This window comes from Sorangium sp. So ce693, assembly GCF_051521375.1.
In the GTDB taxonomy this organism is placed as follows: Bacteria; Myxococcota_A; Polyangia; order Polyangiales; family Polyangiaceae; genus Sorangium; species Sorangium atrum.
Genome location: NZ_CP150347.1, coordinates 9,743,228 through 9,762,258 on the forward strand (window position 1 = coordinate 9,743,228; position 19,031 = coordinate 9,762,258).

The window sequence follows — 19,031 nt, forward strand, 5'->3', positions numbered from 1 at the left end:
CTGACATGCACCAACGCGAAAACAGCGACAAAACAGCCCGTCAATGCCACTCCGGGTGCCCCATCGGGGCCTGGATCGAGGCTCGACAGGCGCTCGTCGGCATGGCATTCAACGATGCTCGACGCCGGACGCAACCGCGGTCGAGCGCAACCAGGCGACAACTCACGGCGAAGCGAAAGGATGTACGCACTGTCGGCCGAGGCGTTCGATGTGCCATGGCATACGAACGGACGCGGGGCGCGTGGCTCGTCCTCCGGCGCTGAGGACGTCGTGTCCTTGCTGCCCGATGGCCTCTTCATGACCGATCGTCCAGCGTGGGCGCTCACAGCGAACGCCCCGCAGCTCGCCTTGAACAGCGAGCAGCGAGCAGCGGAACGAGCACAGCCTGTACTTGCTCTCGCGACAGACTCACATGTGCGTGGTGGGGGGATTCCCCCGTCCTGCCGGCATGAGGGAACCGCCAAGTCGCCGCAGGAGCCCCGCGCCGCTGCGGGTGGCAGCGAGGACGGTGGGGAGTTTTTCGCGGCGCTGAGCGTACGTGCCGACATGGCCAGCGGTGCGATCGTCTACCCCCGCGCTGTCGCGTTTGATCTGCAGCGGGGCGCCGACAAGGACATTGCTTTTGGCGGCGACAATCACTATTGCATCGGGGCGACGCTGGCTCGCCTCGATGTGCGGCTCGCCATCGACACATCGCTCGGCCGCTCCCCGGGATGGGGCTCGCGGGACCGGCCGAACTGGCGCGGCCGCCCTCGATCCTGGAGATGACTTCATGATGCGTCCGACTCCGCCCTCGGCGGGGTGAGGTCGGCCGCGGACATGCCGGCGCGGACCAGCCGGCGTCGATCGATTTGCCTGGGTGCGCGCCCCTCCGCGAGCCCCCGGGAGTTATGTGCGCGCGACACGACGGGCGCGCGCGAGATGCGATATCAACACACGGCAGGGATCAACGCATGCGAACAACGACCTCACTCATCGCTCTCCTCGGTGCAACTGCGCTCTTCGGCTGTTCTTCCTCGAGCCCCACCCCTCAACCCTCCGAGGACGAGATCCTGGCGCCGCCGGCCGAGGGCACCGGCGTGCAGTATCGGATGGTCTCCACGCTCCAGCCGGCGCAGGAGATCGAGCGCTGCCAGCTGTTCGTCGCGCCGCCGGAGGGGCTCAACGTCAACCGGGAGGTGGTGCGGTTCTCCGGCGGGAGCCACCACGTGCTCCTGTACACGACGCCCTACACGTCGATCCCGACCGAGACGCGCCGCGGCGTCGCCCTGGACGCGACCCAGGTCCACGACTGCAACGACGGCCCCCAGGCCGACTGGGAGGTCAACGGCGTGGTCGCCGGCTCCCAGTCGCCCGACGGCAACTCCTTCCTGGGCGATCTCCCGGACGGCGTGGCGCTCAAGGTCCCGCCGGGCACGGTGCTCCTCATGAACACCCATTACCTGAACTCGTCGTCCAACCCCATCGAGACCGACGCGCGCATCAACCTCTACACGATCGCGGACGACGAGGTGGAGGTCGAGGCGGGCATGCTCTTCCATTACAACCCCTTCATCAGCGTGCCGGCGCACGGAAGCTCCACGGCGCGGATGCGTTGTGTCACCGAGAACGATATCTCTGTCGTGAGGATCCAGTCGCACATGCACCGGCGCGGCGTCGGCTATGCCGCGAACAAGGTCGCTCTCGACGGCACGATGACGGAGCTCTATGCCCACGACAGGTGGGAGGGGGTCCCGTCGAAGGAGTTCTCGCCCTTCCTCGAGGTCAAGGCGGGAGAGTCCCTGGACTACCACTGCGACTTCAACAACGTCGAGGATCGCAACATCGCGCAGGGCCTGACCACCCGCGACGAGATGTGCATGCTGATCGGACCGTACTTCCCGCGCTCCCCGGCCTACGAGAACTGCCGGACAGAGGAGGGCCTGGAGGCCGCGACGTGGTTCGGCGACGGGCAGACCACGTGCGCCCAGGCGTTCGAGTGCCTCGGCAGCGCCCAGGATGACGCCGCGGCCTACGGCTGCGTGGTGAACAGCTGCGAGAGCGTCGGCCCCCAGCTCTCGGCGGCGCTCGCTTGCCAGATGACGGGAGGGAACGGCGCCTGCATCGAGGCGTGCGACGGCCAGGACGCCGAGGCCTGCAATACCTGCATCGGCACGGCGTGCGGCGCGGAGATGGAGGCCTGTCAGGCCGCGACGTGCGACTGACGTCGCGATGACAGTCGCCGCGGGGCGGCCCTGCTCCGCTCCGCGGCGATCCTCCCGCTCCCGGAGGCGATCATCCCATGCCCGAGGGCGATCCTCCCGCTCCCGGAGACGATCCTCCCACGCCCGAAGGCGATCCTCCCACGCCCGTCATCGGTGTTAACCAAGCCCGTTCGGTCGCGCTCAAGGCACGAAGCCGTCGTGGTCGTGGTCGTGGTCGTCAACGGCTCGGTCGTGAACGTGAACGTCACCCGGAAGTCGCCGCTTTCATTCGTTGACCAAGGTTTCGGCAGAACGTTTACGTCCACGATCGTGTCGTCGACGACCGCGACCACGACCACGACCACGACCACGACCACGATAACATTGGTGAGCGATGGGGGAGGGGCGAGCTTTGGGCGCCAGCTCAGGGAGCCGTGAGGAGCTGGGCCGCGAGCTGGATCCCCAGCTCCTCGGCCTTCGCGTGGTCCTCGACGGGATCGACGACCGCCCGCGGCCCCGCGAAGGCGATGTAGGTGACGCCGCTCGCCACCCCGGCGCCCGGCCGCTCGATGCCCACGGCCTGCGCCATCGCGTACGAGCCCATCCCGATCGTATCGCACTCCCCGGTGTCGCCGAGGATGCCATAGGCGACCGTGTCGCCGCGGATGACCGCCACAACGGCCCCCAGCTCGACGCCGGCGTCTCTGTGGTTCCACGCCACCGCGTCGCATTCGGCGGGCCAGCTGTTGGGGGCGACGACGAACGGGAGATGGACCGAGTCGAGCGCGTTTCCCTGCGCGTCGGCCAGCGCCGTGTGAGCCGTCGACGAGGGGCACTCGGTGGACTCGTGGGACAGACCGTCGCAGTCGATCCCCATCCCGGCTTGCCAGAAGTACGCCCCGTTCAGCTGGCAGACGGGGATACCGGGCTCCGCGCTGCCGTCGAACGCGTTCCTGAAGCTTCCCGACGAGGCCGGGCGGCACGACGCCGTGAGCGCGAGCAGCTCCGCCGCCGTCGGAGGACCCGGCGGCTGACCCCCGCCGGCGCCGCCCTCGCCGGCGCCGCCGCCGCTGCCCCCGTGGCCTCCCCCGCCTGTGCCTCCCTCGCCAGCGCCCCCCTCGCCGGCGCCAGCGCCTCCCTCGCTTGCGCCGCTCGCGCTCGTGCTGCCGCCGCCTGCGCCGCTCCCGCCTGCGCCGCCCTGGCCGACGCCGCCCGCGCCTGTGCCTCCCCCGCCCTGGCCGACGCCGAACTCGAGATCGCCGATCCCGGAGATGCTCGTGCACGCGCTGCCGCCGGAGAGCGCCAGGGCCGCGAGCGCTCCGACACGCCAGCCCCTCCTCGCGCGCGGCGCCAGCGTTCGCATCAGAACTTCCCCTGGAGCTCGATCCGCCCGAGGCCCACCCCGGCGCTCCAGACCACGCCGCGCGGCGCTCGCGGCGGCCCGCCCGCAGCCGCAGGCGCGCCCGCGGCCTCGCTGCCGCCGCCGGGCCGGACCACGAGCAGCACGACGCCCGTCGCGGCCGCCGCCGCGCCCACGATGAAGCTCACGGTGGACACATGGCCCAGCGTGGCCGCCGCATCCGCGTCGGCCTGGAGCTCGGCCGGGCAGCGCCGGCCCTCGCAGCCCGACCTGATGTCCGAGACCTGCGACAGCGACATGAGGCCGGTCACGGCGCCGACGCCGATGCCCACCGCCCCGAGCCCGAACGCGACGCCGGCGGGGACCAGCGAGCCGCCGGCCTCCGCGCCTGCCGGCGCCGCGGGCTCGGCGCGGGGCGGCGCCTTCACCGCGGCCGCCTCCAGCGCGGCGCGCACGCCCGCGAGCTCGGTCTCGGCGTCCTTCCGCGCCTCGAGGAACGCGGTCGGCGGATCCTCCGGGAGCGGCTCGCCGAGGACCTGCTCGTACAGGTCGCGCGCGGCCTCCAGGCGGCCGAGCTTGCGCTGGCACCGCGCCATGTAGAGCACCAGCGTCGGCGCATGAAAGAGGCGATCCGCCTCCTGGAAGACGTCGAACGCCTCCTGCCAGCGGTCCGCGCCGTACAGCTTGAGCCCCTCGTGCGCCTTGGTCCGGGCGGCCTGCTGCGCCTCGGCCGAGGCGCCGGCCGGCGGAGGCGCCCCGAGCGCCGGCACGGCAGCCAGCAACGTCACAACGAACGCACACCGGCGAAGACAGTTCGAGAGCATCATCATCCTTGTCCGTCAGAAGCCGTCAGAAGCGGTCAGGAGCGGTCAGAGACTGGAGCAGAAGCCGGGGAGGGCGCCGCGGCCGTCGCCTGCTTCACGGCCCGCGCTCCCGCGCACGCCGCCTCGCCGCCGCGGGGGTCGACACCTTAAGGGGAAGAGCGCGCCACCGTCCAGCGACGACTCCGATGACCGGCGCCGTGATCTCCCAGGATCCCCGGCGCGCCCGCCGCCCGCCCGGCGACGTCACCGCGACGCCGCGGCGCTGGCCCGGGACCGCGTGCGCCGCGCCGGTCAATGGCAAGCGGGCGAAACGAGCGAAACGAGCGGACCGGCGACGACGCCGCGTCGAAACGGATTCGATACATGGCGCATGTTACGGCTTCATGCATGACTTGCCCCCTCAAGCGCTCGGATGAAGTAGCGGCGCGAGCTCGATTGAGGCTCGACAATGTCCTGACGGACGAGCGGTCGCTCGTGGACCTGCTCCGGGTGGTCACCGTCGACGTCCACGAGGCAGCGAGCGTCGAAGAGGCGCTGCATCGCACCATCACGCACATCTGCAATCACCTCGGCTGGCCGGTTGGGCATGCGTACGTGCCGGCCGCGGACGATCCGTCTCTGCTCCTTCCCACGGCGCTCTGGCACCTGAACGATGAAGCAAAGTTCGCGACGTTCAAGGCTGTCACCGAGGCGACACAGTTCACCGCGGGGCTCGGTCTTCCCGGGAGGGTGCTCGCCTCGAAGCAGCCGGCGTGGGTGCGCAACGTCACGACGGACGCCAATTTCCCGCGCGCCAGGCTCGCGAGGAACCTGGGCGTGAAGGCGGGGTTCGCTTTCCCCGTGGTGGTCGGCGCGGACGTCGTGGCCGTGCTGGAGTTCTTCTCCGACGCCGAGCACGCGGACGACGGGAAGTTCACCGCGACCATCGGCCGCATCGCGCGGCAGCTCGGCCGCATCTTCGAGCGCAAGCACGGACAGGAGATGCTGAGCAGGGAGCGGGACTTCATGGCGGCCGTCATGGACCTCGTCGACGGCCTCATCGTGGCGCTCGACGCGCAGGGCCGCATCGTCCGCACGAACAGCGCCGCCGAGCAGGCGCTGGGGAGCGCGCGGGGGCTCCGGGAGGCGCGGTTCCTCTGGGACCTCACGCCGGATCCGCGCGCGTCGGCGCAGCTCAAAGGCCTCTTCGAGCAGCTCGGCTCGGGCGGGTCGAAGAAGCAGGTGGAGGTGCCATGGACGGCTGCCGACGGCGCCCGCCGGGTGACGGCGTGGTCGGGCGCCGTCCTGCGCGGCAGGGACGAGCGGGTCCGGTTCGTCATCATGACCGGCATCGACATGACGGAGCGCAAGCGCGCCGAGGAGGAGCGCGCGCGGCTGCAGGAGGAGGTGATCAAGGCCCAGGACGCCGCGCTGGCGAAGCTGTCCATGCCGCTCATCCCCATCCGCGACGACGTGGTGGTCGTGCCGCTCATCGGCCCGCTCGAGGCCGGGCGGGTGCGCCGCATGATCGAGGCGCTGTCGCGCGGCATCGCGAACCGCCGCACGCGGATCGCCATCATCGACCTGACCGGCGTCGACAAGATCGATCCGCCGGCGATGGAGGCGCTGCTCGAGGCGGTGCGGGTCGCGGGCCTCCTGGGCACGCAGGTGGTCCTCACGGGGATCCGCCCCGAGGTCGCCCACCGCCTCGCCGAGCGCGGCGCGAACATGGGCCGCTGCGCGGTGAAGAGCTCCCTCCAGAGCGGGATCGCGTTCGCAATGGCGAGCCGCTGAGCCGACCAGCGCGCCCGACGTCGGGTGTCGTCCGTCCGCAACCGGAACGGCATCCTCACTGCATGGAACAGGGACGAACGCGACACCGCCGCGCCATCGTTCCGTGCTGTAATGAGACGTTCCTGACAAACCCCTCGTTTTGCTCACATCTTTAGAGAAGAACTCAACAGGGAGGCGGGGAGACGGAGAGAACGGAGTGGTTTCACTCCCCGCCTCCCTGTGAATTTTCCCGAAGAACTCGAGGGGATGCTCCAGGAGACGATCCCCAGAAAGGTCGGGTGCAGCGATATGCGATCGACGTCTTCTTTCTTGAAGCGATGCTCATGGGTTCGACTGCCTCTGCTCGCCGCGGCGCTCGCCATGCCCGCGTGCGCGGCCGATCTGCCGCTCGACGAGGAGGAGGGCGCGGAGGCGGAGCTCCTCGGCGAGCACAGCGATGCGCTGTCGACGCGCGTCCGGCTCATGGCCGCCAACATCACGAGCGGCAACAACCAGAGCTACGATCCCGGGCACGGCAAGCGCATCCTGCAGGGAATCAAGCCCGACATCGCCCTGCTGCAAGAGTTCAACTACGGAGGCAACACCGCGTCCGAGATCCGCGGCTTCGTGGACGCGACGTTCGGCGCCGGGTTCAGCTACTACCGCGAGAGCGGGGCGCAGATCCCGAACGGGATCGTGAGCCGGTGGCCGATCGTGGCGTCCGGCGAGTGGGACGACATGTCGGTGAGCAACCGGGACTTCGCGTGGGCGCGCATCGATATCCCCGGCCCCGGCCACGTGTTCGCGATCAGCGTCCACCTCCTGACCTCCAGCGCGGCGGCGCGCAACACGGAGGCGCAGGACCTCGTCTCGTTCATCGAGGCGAACGTGGCCCAGGGCGATTACCTGGTGATCGGCGGCGACTTCAACACGGGGAGCCGGACCGAGGCGTGCGTCTCGAGCCTCTCCGACGTCGTCGTCACGGCCGGACCCTATCCCGCCGACAGGAACGGGAACGCGAACACCAACGCCGGCAGGACGAAGCCCTACGACTGGGTGCTCGTCGACGGGGACCTGGAGGCGTACGAGACGGCCGTCGTCATCGGCGGGAGCAGCTTCGTGAACGGCCTGGTGGCGGACACGCGCGTCTACTCGCCGCTGTCCGAGATCAGCCCCGCGCTCTCGTCGGACAGCGGCGCCTCGAACATGCAGCACATGGGCGTCGTGCGCGACTTCCTGGTCCCCGACGGCGGCGGCGGGGCCGGCGGCGGCGGCGGGGCCGGCGGCAGCGGGGCCGGCGGCAGCGGCGGGGCCGGCGGCAGCGGCGGGGCCGGCGGCAGCGGCGGGGGCACGGGCACCGCCGCCGTGATCATCAACGAGGTCCTCGCGAACGAGCCGGGCAGCAACACGGCGGGCGAGTTCGTGGAGATCGTCAATGTCGGCACGGCGGCGGCGGCCCTCGCCGGCTGGACGCTGTCGGACGGCACGTCGACGCGGCACACCTTCCCGACCGGCGCGTCGCTCGGGCCCTCGACGGCCATCGTCGTGTACGGCGGCGCGTCCGCCGTGCCGAGCGGCAGCGGGGCCGTCGCGGCGTCCACGGGGTCCTTGAACCTCGGCAACAGCGGGGACACGGTCACGCTGCGAAGCGCCTCGGGCGCGACCGTGGACACCGTCACCTACGCGAGCGGGCTCGCGGCGCAGGACGGCGTCTCGATGAACCGCAGCCCCGACGCCTCCACGGGGGTGCCGTTCGTGCTGCACAGCACCCTTGGCGCGAGCGCCTCTCCGGGCCTTCGCGCGGACGGCTCGGCGTTCTGAGGCGCCGCTCGCGCGAGCGTGGATTGCCCCGCTGGCCCCGGGTCACCGTGACCCGAGGCCGCCCCGAACCACGGTTGCAGAGGGGTCGATCGGGCTGGTCCCGCAGAGCGGCCAGCCGGCTCCTTCGCTCCAGATCTCCGCGACAGCCCATCGAGGTCGAGCGCCAAAGCGCCGCGTGCGCAGCCCAGCACGAGCCTGCTCGCGGCCGCGCGAAGCGTATACCCGGAGGCAGGTACACAGGGTTGACGGTCAGCGCCAGGGCTCTAGAGGGTGAACCGCGTCAAGGTCGGAGGGACCTGACGTACAGCCGATCGTTCGAGACAAGCATCGTTCTCTCAATGGCAGGAGGGGTGATCCATGAGCAGGCTACGCCGCGGTCTCGCTACCCTGGCCGTCGTGTCGCTCACGTCGGCGGCCGCCTATGCGCAGATGATGATCTATGCGTACTCCGGGCCAACCACCAGGGCCGGAGGGGTCACCGGGACCACCCATCGAACGTTCACCTATGTGTCGATGGGCAGATGGGAGGCACGAACGAAAAATATCTGGAGTGATGGGCTACAGGACCCCGAACAGGTGGATTACTATCTCGAGTACGACAGAGGGCCCGGGAAGGTCTGCTTGAGCCACGAGAACCAGGACCCGATCTGTCTCCTGGACGACGGGATCTACACGTATCGCGCGTGGCCGGGGTCCCCGAGCGCCGAGGTGAAGTGGTGGAAGCAGCAGGGGAACGGGTACTGGCAGTCGGGGAGGCCGTGATCGGCGGGCCGCGCTACGGCCGCTCCTCGCCTCCCCGGGCGCGCGCCTCGAGCACGGCCGGAGCGCCGCGCCGTAGCGCCGGGAGCCGCCAGAGCGACTCGACGACGCCGAGCACGACATAGGCGCCGAGCCCCCAGGCGAGGACGAGCGCGGGCCCCCAGCGGACGGAGAGCAGCGCGATCGATCCGAGCGCGAGCGCGATGGCCAGCAGCGTGCGGGGGCCGGGCCGGAGATCCTTGAACGAGCGGAACCGGAGCGTCGACACCATCAGCATCGAGACGAGCAGCGTCGTCGCGAGGACGGGCAGCTCGACGCCGGCGCCGCCGAGCTGCCCGTCCGCGCCGCGGTGGGTCATGACGATCGCGATCAGCATCCCCGCCGCGCCCGTGACGGGGAGGCCCACGATGTACCTCGCGGGCGAAGGTAGCCTGCCCGCCTCTCCCATGGAGAGGACATTGAAGCGCGCGAGCCGGATCGCCCCGCACGCGGCGAACACGGCCCCGCCGAGCACGCCGGCCAGACCGAGGCGGTGGAGCGCCCACTGGTACACGAGCAGCGCCGGGGCCACGCCGAAGGAGACGAGATCGGCCAGCGAGTCGAGCTGGACCCCGAACGCGCTCTCGGTCCGGGTCATCCGCGCGACGCGGCCATCGAGCGTGTCGGCGAGCATCGCGAAGAGGATGAGGAGCGCGGCGCGCTGGAAGTCGTCGTCGGACCGCGCGGAGGCCGAGAGCCGTACCGCGTCGAAGCCGCAGAAGACCGAGGACAGCGTGATCAGGTTGGGGAGGAGATACAGGGTCCGCCTTGGCGCGGGCCGCGGCCGCTCCAGCGCCACCTCGCCGCGCGGGCGCCCGGGACGCGCCCTCGTCCCCTGCCCCGGGCCCGCGGGACCCCACGGCCCGACGCCGGTGTCCCACGCTGCTCGATGATGTTCTGACATGGTGGCGATCCCGCGGGACATCGGCGCAGCGCGGCAGAAGGCCGCGGCCCGACGAGCACGGCCGGCCGGCCTCGTAATACATGAGGCCGCACGCGTTCAAGCTGCAGGCCAGGCGGCGGCGTGGATCGCCGCTGGGCGTGCCGCTGGGACCGGACGATGCATACGCTCGTGGCGAAGAGGGCCCGCATCGAGACAGGCTTTGACCGATTCTGGTTGACAGGTCCTCGATCGCGCCGAGTGCCGCGCGCGGCGGTTCTCACCAGGGCAGCCGCGGGCCTCCGATCATAGTTTGCCGAGCTCCCAGTGGTTTCCTGGGACAGGGGCCAAGCCGTCGTCGTCAGCCCTGTAGCATGACGTTTCGTCCTGGTTGCCCACCGCCGGGGGACGCAAGGGGAGCTGCACGACGAACGTCGCTCCAGCGTTCGGTTTGCTCTCCACCCGGACGGTCCCGCCATGCGACGTCACGATCCAGCGCACCAGATACAGGCCGAGGCCGAGGCCGCCGAAATTCCGCACTGACACCGCGCGCTCGAAGCGATTGAAGATCCTGGCCTGATCCTCCTCGGCTATCCCGATCCCCTGATCTCGGACGGTGATCAACGCCGAGTCCCCCTGCCTGCGCACGCCCACGTGAATGGGCTGATGCATGCCGTACTTCATCGCGTTCGACAGGAGGTTGAGCAGGACCTGCTCCAGGCGGGACCTGTCCCAGACCCCAGCCACCGGCTCGTCCATGTCGAGCTCTGCCCGGCAGCCGGCCGCCGCGAGCTGCGGCGCCACCCGCTCGACGATGTCGCGGGTCAGGCGGGTGAGCTCGATTGGCTCGCACGCCAGCGTCAGTCGTCCGGCGTTCAGCCTCGAGACATCGAGCAGCTCGTTCACCAGATTCCCGAGCCGCGCGCTCTGCCGATGTAGGACGCGGAGCATGGTCTCGATCCGCCCTGGGTTGAGGTGCGCAGACGGGTCGCGGCGCACGAGCCGCTCGATCCTCTGAATCTGCATTTGCAACGACGTGAGCGGGGTCTTGAGCTCATGAGAGGCGATCGTGAGGAATTCGTCCCGCCGCCCGATCGCCTCCCGGGCCAACGCGTACAGCCGGGCGTTGTCGAGCGCGAGGCCGGCACGTCGCCCCAGCTCCTCGGCCAGCGCAAGGTCGGCGGGCCCATAACGACGCTGCGGCGCCGTTGCGAGCAGGAACATGACCCCGAGGCATCGATCGCGCGCGCTGAGCGGAACGCGAAGGTAGGCGTGGACGCCGAGCTGCTGCATCAGGGGCAGGGCGCGGGCGTCCCCGATCTCGGCCTCGGTCGACGTCGCCGCCGCGGGGGGCGTCAGCGCCTTGCGCAGCGCCTGGATCTCTTCGAGGCGCACCCCTGAGGCGGCGGTGCCGAAGATCGCGTCGTCCTCGGAGAGGACGCTGACGAGGCACTGGTCGGAGAGCGCAGGCACCGCGAGATCGGCCACGCTGGCCAGCGTGGCGTCGTAGCCCAGCGCCATCAGCTTGCGGCTCGCCTCGGCCAGAAAGCGCTGGGCCCGCTCGGCCTGCTTGCGCTCCGTGATGTCGGTGGAGATACCGCAGATCGCGCGCGGCGCAGCGCCTTTGCCGAGAGGGAATTTGATCGACAGGAACGTGCGTGACCCATCGGAGAGCGGCAGCTCCTCCTCCCATTCCATGGGCGCACCCACCTCGAGCACCTTTCGGTCGTGGTCACGAAGGATCTCCGCGATCGGAGCGGGGACGATCTCCGCGTCGGTCTTCCCGAGAAGCTCCTCGCTCGGCAGGCGAAACAGGTCGCACACGCGCGGATTCGCGAGCAGGAAGCGGCCCTCGCGGTCCTTGAGGTAGATGGCTGCCGCCGAGTTGTCGACGATGCCCTGGAGGATCTCCTGATTGGCCTTGAGCTCCTGCTCGGCACGCTGCCGTTCGGAGTTCTCCTCCTCGAGATCGGAATAGAGCATGGCGTTCTCCAGCGAGATCGCCGTTTGCGAGGCGAGCAGCTCGAGCACGTCGAGCCGCCCGGGGGTGAACGCCCCGGTGACCAGGCTGTTCTCCAGGTACAGGATGCCGAGCAGCCGGGTCTGGCGCGCGATGGGGAGACATAACAGGGACCTCGGTCGCCTGCGCGTGAAGTACTCGTCCTCAAGGAACGGGTGAGGGGCGGTGGCGTCGTCGAGCAGCACGCGCTCGCGGCTCCGGCGAACATAGTTGAGGATCGATCGCGGGAGCGCCGCCGTCTGCTCCTCGCCCAGATCGAGCGATCGCACCGTCCCTCCGCTCGCCTCGATCGCGGCCGCGGTCGAGAGACGCTCGCCCCGGAGGAGGAGCACAACCCCCTCATCGGCGCCTGCGTGCTCGACCACGACGCGCAGCAGTGTCTCGAGCAGGCGCGGCAGCTTCAGCTCCCCGGAGATGCTCTGAGAGGCCTTGACCACCGAAAGGACGTCGAACTGCTCGGCCCGCAGCGCAAAGGTGACGGTGGGGGCGATGGGCTTGCGCTCCACGAGGTGGGGGTAGCGCTGGTCGAGCTGCTCCACCTTGGCATGGGCGCCCCAGCGGAAGTAGCCGGCGCGGGCCATTTGCAGGTAGGCGTCGGCGGCGATGGGAAGGCCGTGCGCGCGGCAGAACGCCGCAGCGAGCTCGCACGCGATGGCCTCATGCTGGACGAAGCCGTGCTCCCGCGCCGACGAGATGGCTTGCTCATAGAGCCGGTTCGCCTCGGATTCGTGCCCCAGGAGCCGAGCGATCTCGGCGCGCACGAGCGCGTGCCTGTGGAGGAAGTTCTCGGGGCAGTTGTCCGCCCACACGGCGAGCTGCCTCTCGCCCGCGAGGAGGCCCTCGGGGAGCTCCCGCGGCGACGACGACGGCTCTTCGCAGGCGGCGGCGAGCGCGAGCGTCCGATAGAAGACGAACTCGACGACCAAGGGCCCCATTTCAAACCGCCAGGCTTGCTCGGCGCTCGCGATGGTCGTCGCACGGGCCGCCTCCTTGGGGTAGCCGAGCACGAACAACGCCTGTGCTTTCAATATATAGTAGAAGCAGTGAGCCCCCTCGAGATCCTTCGGATTCAGCCGCGCCTCGAAAGCTGCCTGATCCAGGACCGATCCATCGAGCATCGAGAGGCGAATCGGCCTCCCCCGCAGCGCCTGGATCAGGCAATGAACACCGAGGAGAATGTCATGAGAGAACGCATGACGGGCTCTGCGCACGAAGCCAAGTCGATCTTCGACCTCATGAAGGACGTCCTCGAGAGGCTCACCGCAGGAGAGCGGGAACAACGGGGAGTACTGGCAGTTGCTGCATGCCAGATGCAGATCGCCGGACTCGATCGCGGCGTTGAAACCGATACGCGCATAAGAGGAAGCCTCTCGGTAGTGCCGCCGCCAGAAGCTCAGGTGATTTCCGAATGCGGTGAACACGAAGGACTTCGTGAGGAGGCTGCTCCGGTCCGCCAGGCCGCAGGCGAGCTCGCCGAAGCGGAAAGCCTCCTTGTATTTCCAGTACCTCCGGCCGATCTCGACCGCGAAGGTGCTGTACGCGTGGGCGGAGCTCTCGGCGTTACCATGGCGCAGGCTGAGCTCGATCTTGCGCACGTTGACGAGATACATCAGGTTCGGGTCCACAAAATAAGCGGCGAGGGCCACACCTCGCAGGACCCCCATCACGACCTTGATCTCCGGGTGTGTCATGGGGGGCAGGCGGATCAGATCCTCGATCGCCCGGTCCCCCAGCGCCTGCCACACGCGCTCGGTGTCTTCTTCGACCTGGGCGTCGGTCGGGTGGATCGGTAAATCGATGCCGAAGGCGCGGAGGCACCGGAGCCCCAGCTCCAGCGCGCGGACGCTCTGCCTGCGGGTCACATGGAAGCCGACCGCGAGCTCGACGACCGCGGCCCTCTCGAGCTCGGTCCGCGCCCGAGAGTTGAGCTCTTCGAACAGCGGCTCGGCGTCTTCGAAGCTGCCCGTGACGTACGCGGCGTATGCGCGCTCGAAGGTCAGGTCGTAGGTCAGCTCGTACTGCGTCTCCCAGCTGTCCGGCGCGAGCAACGCCATGCCCGCGGCGAAGTGCGCTGCCGCGCCGTGGAACGCCGCCGCGGCCTTGGCCTTCCTGCCGGCGCGGAGGTTCAACGCGGCGAGCTCTTCCCTCTCCGCCCGGGAACGGACGAGCGTCGCGCCGCGGTTGAGGTGACCGACGACGTCGAAGATCATGTCGTCACGCTCTTCCGCGCGCTGTCGCTTCAAGAGCAGCCAGCCGATCCCCAGGTGCACCTCGGCGAGCCGTCCGGCCGGGATCAGCGCGTAGGCGGCTTGCTGCACCCGATCGTGGAGGAACCTGTAGGTCCCGCCCTGACCGACGATCAACCCCTCTTGCACGGCCTCTTCGAGCGCCTCGCGGAGCTCTGTCGCCGGCCGCTTCGCGACCACCGCGAGGGTGTCGAGGTCCAGGCGGCTGCCCAGACACGCGGCGAGCTTCAGCGCGTCCAGCGCCAGGATCGGGAGCCGTCTTAGCTTCTCCGTCATCAGCTCGACGACGTTGTCGGTGAAGCCCTTGTCGCGGATCGCGGCGATGTCCCACCGCCATGCGCCCGCCTCCGCGTCGAGGGTGATGAGCCCCTCTTGATGCAGCGCGATCAAGAACTGGAGCACGAAGAACGGGTTGCCGCCGGTCTTCTCGTAGACCAGCCGCGCGAGGGGCTCGGCCTGCGCCGCGCTGGCGTGGACCGCCTCGGCCACGAGCGCTCCGACATCGGCCGCCGAGAGCGGCGCGAGGACGACGTCGGAGACGACGGCGCCGCGCTTCTTCGCCTCGGCCAGCATGCGCGGCAACGGGTGCGCGGGGACGACCTCGTTGTCGCGGTAGGCGCCCAGCAGGAGCAGGTGCGCGGTCTCGGTGCACGTCACGAGCTGCTCGACGAGCTTCAAGCTGGCCGCGTCGGCCCATTGAAGATCGTCGAGGAAGAGCACCACGGGGTGCTCTTTCTGGGCCGTCGCCGCGACGAAGCGCTGGATTGTCGCGAGCAGCCGGCTCTGGGCTTCGGTCGCCGAGAGCTCGGGCATGGGCTCCTGCGGGCCAACGAGCTGCTCGATCTCGGGCAGCACGTCGGCGAGCAGCCGGCCATTCGAGCCAAGGGCCTCCCGGAGGTGCTGCCGGAAGCGGTCGACCCGCTCCTCGCTGGCGGAGAGGATCTCCTGCAAGAGACCACGAAACGCCTGGAGGAAAGGAAGGTAGGGGATGTTCCTGTTGAATTGGTCGCATTTGCCGGAGAGGAAACACCCGCGCTCCCGCACCACCGGGCTGTGCAGCTCGGCGACGAGCGACGTTTTGCCGATGCCCGAGTACCCCGATACGAGCACGAGCTCCGGCCGGCCCTTCGCCGCCACCCGATCGAAGGCGGCGCGCAGCGCCTCGACCTCGCGCTCGCGCCCATAGAGCCGCTGCGGGACCTGAAAGCGGTCGGAGAGGTCACGCTGCCCGAGCGCAAAGGCCTTTATGGTGCCGGTGGCCTGCCACGCTGCGAAGCCAGCCTCCAGGTCGTGCCGCAGGCCGAGCGCGCTCTGGTAACGCTCCTCGGCGGCCTTGGCCAGCAGCTTGAGCACGACGGCGGACAGCGGCGGGGGAACGGAGGGCACGATCACGTGGGGCGGGAGCGGCGTTCGGGCGATGTGGCAATGCACCCATTCCAGGGGATCGCGCGCCTCGAAGGGCAGGCGGCCCGTCAGCATCTGGTAGAACGTGACCCCGAGGGAGTACAGGTCGGTCCGCTCGTCAATCCAGCGGTTCATCCGGCCCGTCTGCTCCGGGGCCATATAGGCCAGCGTCCCCTCGATGAGACCGGCGCGGGTGAGATCCTGGGACTCGCGAGGTGCTCGGGAGGCGATCCCGAAATCGGTGATCTTAACCTGGTCGGTATCCGGGTTGTAGAGCAGGTTTTGAGGCTTGATGTCCTTGTGGATGAGGTGATGCCGATGCAGCTCGGCGAGCGCCGCGGCAATGCGGAGGGCGAGGGGGAAGAAGCGCTCGAGCGGCATCGGCTCGCCGGGGGGAGGATCAAGCGGGCGGCCCCCGAAGTCCTCCAGGATCAGCGCAGACTGGCCGTGGAGCGCGTCGATCGCATAAGGCTTGACGACGGCGGGAGCCTCGATCGCGCTGGCGATTTCGTACTCGTGGAGCAGCCGCCCGAGAGCGCGGGGGTCGGCGTGGTCGCGTCGCAAGACCTTGAGCACTACCGGCCGGTCGTCTTCTTTACGACGCGCTCGAAAGACGAGGGTATCTGCCCCTTCGTGGAGAAGCTCGAGCTTGACATACTGTGAATCCCTGGCCATGTGCGAGCCTTGGAAGACGATCGGGCTAGGTCAGCGCGATGCGCGCCAAATTTATAGAGTTGTCGGGGACGGTTGCACATCGCGCAGAGATGCGCAGGCGGGCCGCCGTCGACTGTCAGGGCGGTGAGGTGGGTGCGGGCGAGCTCGGGAGCCAGGCCGTCGCCCGGTCGCCCGCCACAACGGACGTCAGAGCAGCACGGCGATGACGCCGGCCCCGATGAGCGCGACGGCCCAGGCCCGATCGAGGTTGAACCAGGCGGTGCGAAGGATGGCGACGCCGAGCTTGTGATAGACCACGAGCGCGACGGCAGCGGCCGCCACCATCATGGCGGCCGTGTGCACGACGACCGCGGCGAGGTAGCCGAGCGGGCTCGCGAGCGACAGGCCAGCCGCGTTGTGACACCCGCCGCCGTGGCACGGAGCGGGGTTGCCTTCGCTGAGCAGGAAGACCGGGATCAGCATGAGCCCCGCGCCGTGCGCGGTGGCCATCAGGAAGGACCACCAGGTCAGGTCGCGGAAGCCGACGCGCATCCCGACCCACCTCGGGTGCCGCGGCCTCACCAGCTTGAGCACGCCGAACGCGACGAGCGCGGCCGCCGTGAGCCACCGGAGCGCCGCGGCGGGGACGCTGGCGAGCCCGACCCCGAGCAGCGCGACCGTGAGGCCGATCGACGCCGCGTGGCCGAGCGCGATGGGGACGAGCGCCCGCCGCACCGCGCCGCTGCTCTTCTCCTGCAGGCCCAGGGCGACGGCGAACAGCCAGCCCATGCCAGGGTTGACGCCGTGATAGGCGCCGAGGAGCGCCAGCGTGAGCCAGGGCATCATGGCCGGCTAGGGGTAGCAGAACGAGTCGGACGACGCGTCGCCCCCCTCGAGCCGCACCTGGTGAGGGCGCAGCGCGCCGAAATCGACGAAGAACTCGGGATCGACCGTGATGCCCCCGCCCGCCGCCACATCGACCTTGGCCATCCAGCCGCCCACGCCCTCGGGATAGAACTGCTCGTCCCACGACGCGTAAAGCGAGTTCGTGAAGTAGACGCGCCGGCCGTCGCGGCTCACCTCGACCATCTGCGGCCCGCCCCGCAGCGGGCCGGAGCGGCGATGCGCCGCCCGTCGCACGATCCCGCCGAGGTGCACCGAGCCAGCCAGCTTCGGGTGGAACGGGTCCGATACATCGTACTGGCGGAGCTCGCCTGTGCCCCAGCAAGAGACGTAGAGGAAGCGATCGTCGAGGGAGAGGTTGATGTCGGTGATCAGCGGCGGCACCGCCTTGAAGCCCTTGAGCAGCGGCGGCAAGAGGTCGGGATCCGCGGGCTCGGCCGGCACCTCGATCACCTTGCGGATCGCCCACCGATCGCCGTCGCGATGCCAGAGCCAGATCGAGGCGGAGAGATCCTTGACGCTCACGACGACGCCGACGAAGCCATACGCCTTGGTCGGGTCGTGGGCGGGGCGGAGCTCCAGCGCCATCTGGTGCTCATCGCCGAGATCCAGCGCCTGGAGGTGCTTGCGTTTCCGCAGGTCCCATACATGGACGCGGTGGCCGTACTTCTTGCCGAGCAGGAGCTCCGGATTCACGCCGTCCTCGATCATCTTCGGCGTCCCCCACTCGCTCGTGAGGAGGGTGTCGTGGCCGAGGTGCCACCAGAAGTCGTAGTGGAGGAACTGCGGCCCGCGATCGATCTCCCATCGGCCGAGCACATCGAAGCTCTCGCAGTCGAGCACGAAGATGCCCCCCGGCCCGTCGCCGTCAGGGCCGCCGAGCGCGCTCACGTAGATGCCGTCGGGGCCGCAGTGCAGCGTGTGCGGGCGCGAGTAGCCGGCCCGCTTCGCGATCTCCTCGGCGCGCACCGTGTGGACGAGCTCGGGGCGGCGCGGGTCCGGCTTGACGTCGAAGACGAAGATGTTCGACGAGCGGAGCGCCGGGAGCAGGAGGAAGCGGCGCTCGACGTGGGGGTGCGGCGCGTAGGGGCACAGGGCGGCGCTGCACGCGTTCCAGCCGGAATGGTGGAGCTCATCGCCATAGGTCGGCAGCTCGTTGACCGAGACCAGGGTGCCGTACGCCGGCGACCTCGGATCGAGATCGACGACCGTGAGCGCGTCGTGGCGCAGCTCGCCCGGGCGCTTCAGCGCGGCGCCCGCGTCGAGCGCGGTCACGTAGGCCAGCCGCTCGGGCGGCGCCTCCATCGCCAGGCGCGGCGACGGGTAAAAGGTGGGATCCGGACGAAACCGCATGCGCTGCGTCTCCTTGGTTCTGGGCGTTCGCGTGTTCTTCCAGGCGCCGCCGGCGAGGACCAGCGCGCGCTGCCCGCGGCGCGGGGCCGTGAAGGGCGGCAGGCGACCTGGCCGATACGCCTCCTCCCCGGGCGGCTCCGCGCGTCGGGCCGGACCAGATCAGACCGTCTACGTGGATCCGTGATAACAGATGCCTCGGACCGGGTCTACCGTCCCGGCAGGCCCCGCGCTGTCTCGGTGTTGCAGGGGTCGACGCGACGCTCGAGGCGCCGGGCGGAGGCCGGTGCTCGCTCGGTCGTCAGTCGTCGCTCGATCGCCGGCGCGCTCCGGGCCTACCCCTTCAGATCGGTGCTGAGAAATACCTCGTGGATATCGAGCTTGCTCGGGCCCGCGAACATCTCCTTCGGCGCGCGGTTCCTGTGCGCCTCCGCGAACGCGGGGCTCCGCGTCCAGGCGATGAAGTCGTCCATGGACCGCCACCAGGTCTTCACCTCGTAGAACCCCTGCGCGTCCGGGTCCGGGCTCCACGCGCCGGTCGCGTGGTCCAGCTTCATCGGCTTCGGCCTGTGGACCTCGTTCCGGATGAAGCCGGGCGCTTGATCGACCAGGTGGACCCTGTTCTTGAAGCGATCCTCGAAATCGGCCTCGTGGCCCTCGGCGACGGGGATGCGGTTGGTGACGACGATCATCGCTCCTCTCCTTCTTGCTCGTACGGGAGGCCCGCATGCTGCGGGCGACGGAGAGCTTAGCAGCGCCCGTGCCCGACCGGGGCCACGCGGCGCTCGCCGCCCTGCCCGCGCGCTCCCGCGCTGGCGCCGCCCGCACGCCGGCAG

General features: G+C 69.8%; 13 protein-coding genes. 5 read left to right on the plus strand and 8 right to left on the minus strand.

Going from position 1 to position 19,031, the window contains the following annotated elements; translation table 11 throughout:
• The first annotated feature begins 180 nt into the window (after positions 1-180).
• Together WMF14_RS36395 and WMF14_RS36400 are read left to right on the plus strand one after the other, a co-directional pair.
• Positions 181-768, plus strand: a complete 588-nt coding sequence (locus WMF14_RS36395; protein ID WP_437793733.1) for a hypothetical protein — start codon at positions 181-183, stop codon at positions 766-768.
• Positions 769-953: 185 nt separating this feature from the next.
• Positions 954-2,204 (plus strand): hypothetical protein, encoded by a 1,251-nt coding sequence (locus WMF14_RS36400; protein WP_272095728.1) that lies wholly within the window; start codon positions 954-956, stop codon positions 2,202-2,204.
• Here the strand turns inward: WMF14_RS36400 and WMF14_RS36405 are convergent.
• Genes WMF14_RS36405 through WMF14_RS36415 form a run of 3 tightly spaced genes read right to left on the minus strand, consistent with a single transcriptional unit; the run spans position 2,183 to position 4,331 of the window.
• A complete protein-coding gene (locus WMF14_RS36405; RefSeq protein WP_437793735.1) occupies positions 2,183-2,560 on the minus strand; it encodes a hypothetical protein in 378 nt (125 codons plus the stop codon). The two genes, WMF14_RS36400 and WMF14_RS36405, sit on opposite strands and share 22 nt — an antisense overlap.
• Before the next feature lie 47 nt (positions 2,561-2,607).
• Positions 2,608-3,546: a glycoside hydrolase family 75 protein gene (locus WMF14_RS36410; RefSeq protein WP_437793738.1), complete on the minus strand. Its 939-nt coding sequence runs from the start codon at positions 3,544-3,546 to the stop codon at positions 2,608-2,610.
• Entirely contained in the window at positions 3,546-4,331 is a 786-nt protein-coding gene (locus WMF14_RS36415) for a tetratricopeptide repeat protein (protein ID WP_437793740.1), read from the minus strand. The genes WMF14_RS36410 and WMF14_RS36415 overlap by 1 nt, the downstream gene beginning before the upstream one ends.
• Positions 4,332-4,802: 471 nt before the next feature.
• Between WMF14_RS36415 and WMF14_RS36420 the strand changes: the two genes are divergently transcribed.
• The 3 genes from WMF14_RS36420 to WMF14_RS36430 all read left to right on the plus strand — a co-directional run bounded on the left by WMF14_RS36420 (position 4,803) and on the right by WMF14_RS36430 (position 8,702).
• Entirely contained in the window at positions 4,803-6,140 is a 1,338-nt protein-coding gene (locus WMF14_RS36420; RefSeq protein ID WP_437793743.1) for an STAS domain-containing protein, read from the plus strand.
• 309 nt (positions 6,141-6,449) lie between these two features.
• Positions 6,450-7,940: a lamin tail domain-containing protein gene (locus WMF14_RS36425; protein WP_437793746.1), complete on the plus strand. Its 1,491-nt coding sequence runs from the start codon at positions 6,450-6,452 to the stop codon at positions 7,938-7,940.
• A 576-nt stretch (positions 7,941-8,516) separates the two neighbouring features.
• Positions 8,517-8,702, plus strand: a complete 186-nt coding sequence (locus tag WMF14_RS36430; protein WP_437793749.1) for a hypothetical protein — start codon at positions 8,517-8,519, stop codon at positions 8,700-8,702.
• 13 nt (positions 8,703-8,715) lie between these two features.
• On the opposite strand, the gene pssA is transcribed toward WMF14_RS36430, so the two are convergent.
• The 5 genes from pssA to WMF14_RS36455 form a co-directional block, all read right to left on the minus strand.
• Positions 8,716-9,642: a CDP-diacylglycerol--serine O-phosphatidyltransferase gene (gene pssA, locus WMF14_RS36435; protein WP_437793752.1), complete on the minus strand. Its 927-nt coding sequence runs from the start codon at positions 9,640-9,642 to the stop codon at positions 8,716-8,718.
• 282 nt (positions 9,643-9,924) lie between these two features.
• A complete protein-coding gene (locus WMF14_RS36440) occupies positions 9,925-15,963 on the minus strand; it encodes an AAA family ATPase (protein WP_437793754.1) in 6,039 nt (2,012 codons plus the stop codon).
• A gap of 186 nt (positions 15,964-16,149) precedes the next feature.
• Positions 16,150-16,788, minus strand: coding sequence for a hypothetical protein (locus WMF14_RS36445; RefSeq protein ID WP_437793757.1), 639 nt, complete (start codon positions 16,786-16,788; stop codon positions 16,150-16,152).
• 6 nt (positions 16,789-16,794) lie between these two features.
• Positions 16,795-18,198: a selenium-binding protein SBP56-related protein gene (locus WMF14_RS36450; protein WP_272095739.1), complete on the minus strand. Its 1,404-nt coding sequence runs from the start codon at positions 18,196-18,198 to the stop codon at positions 16,795-16,797.
• Positions 18,199-18,530: 332 nt separating this feature from the next.
• Positions 18,531-18,887, minus strand: coding sequence for an antibiotic biosynthesis monooxygenase family protein (locus WMF14_RS36455; protein ID WP_012239378.1), 357 nt, complete (start codon positions 18,885-18,887; stop codon positions 18,531-18,533).
• Positions 18,888-19,031: the final 144 nt, after the last annotated feature.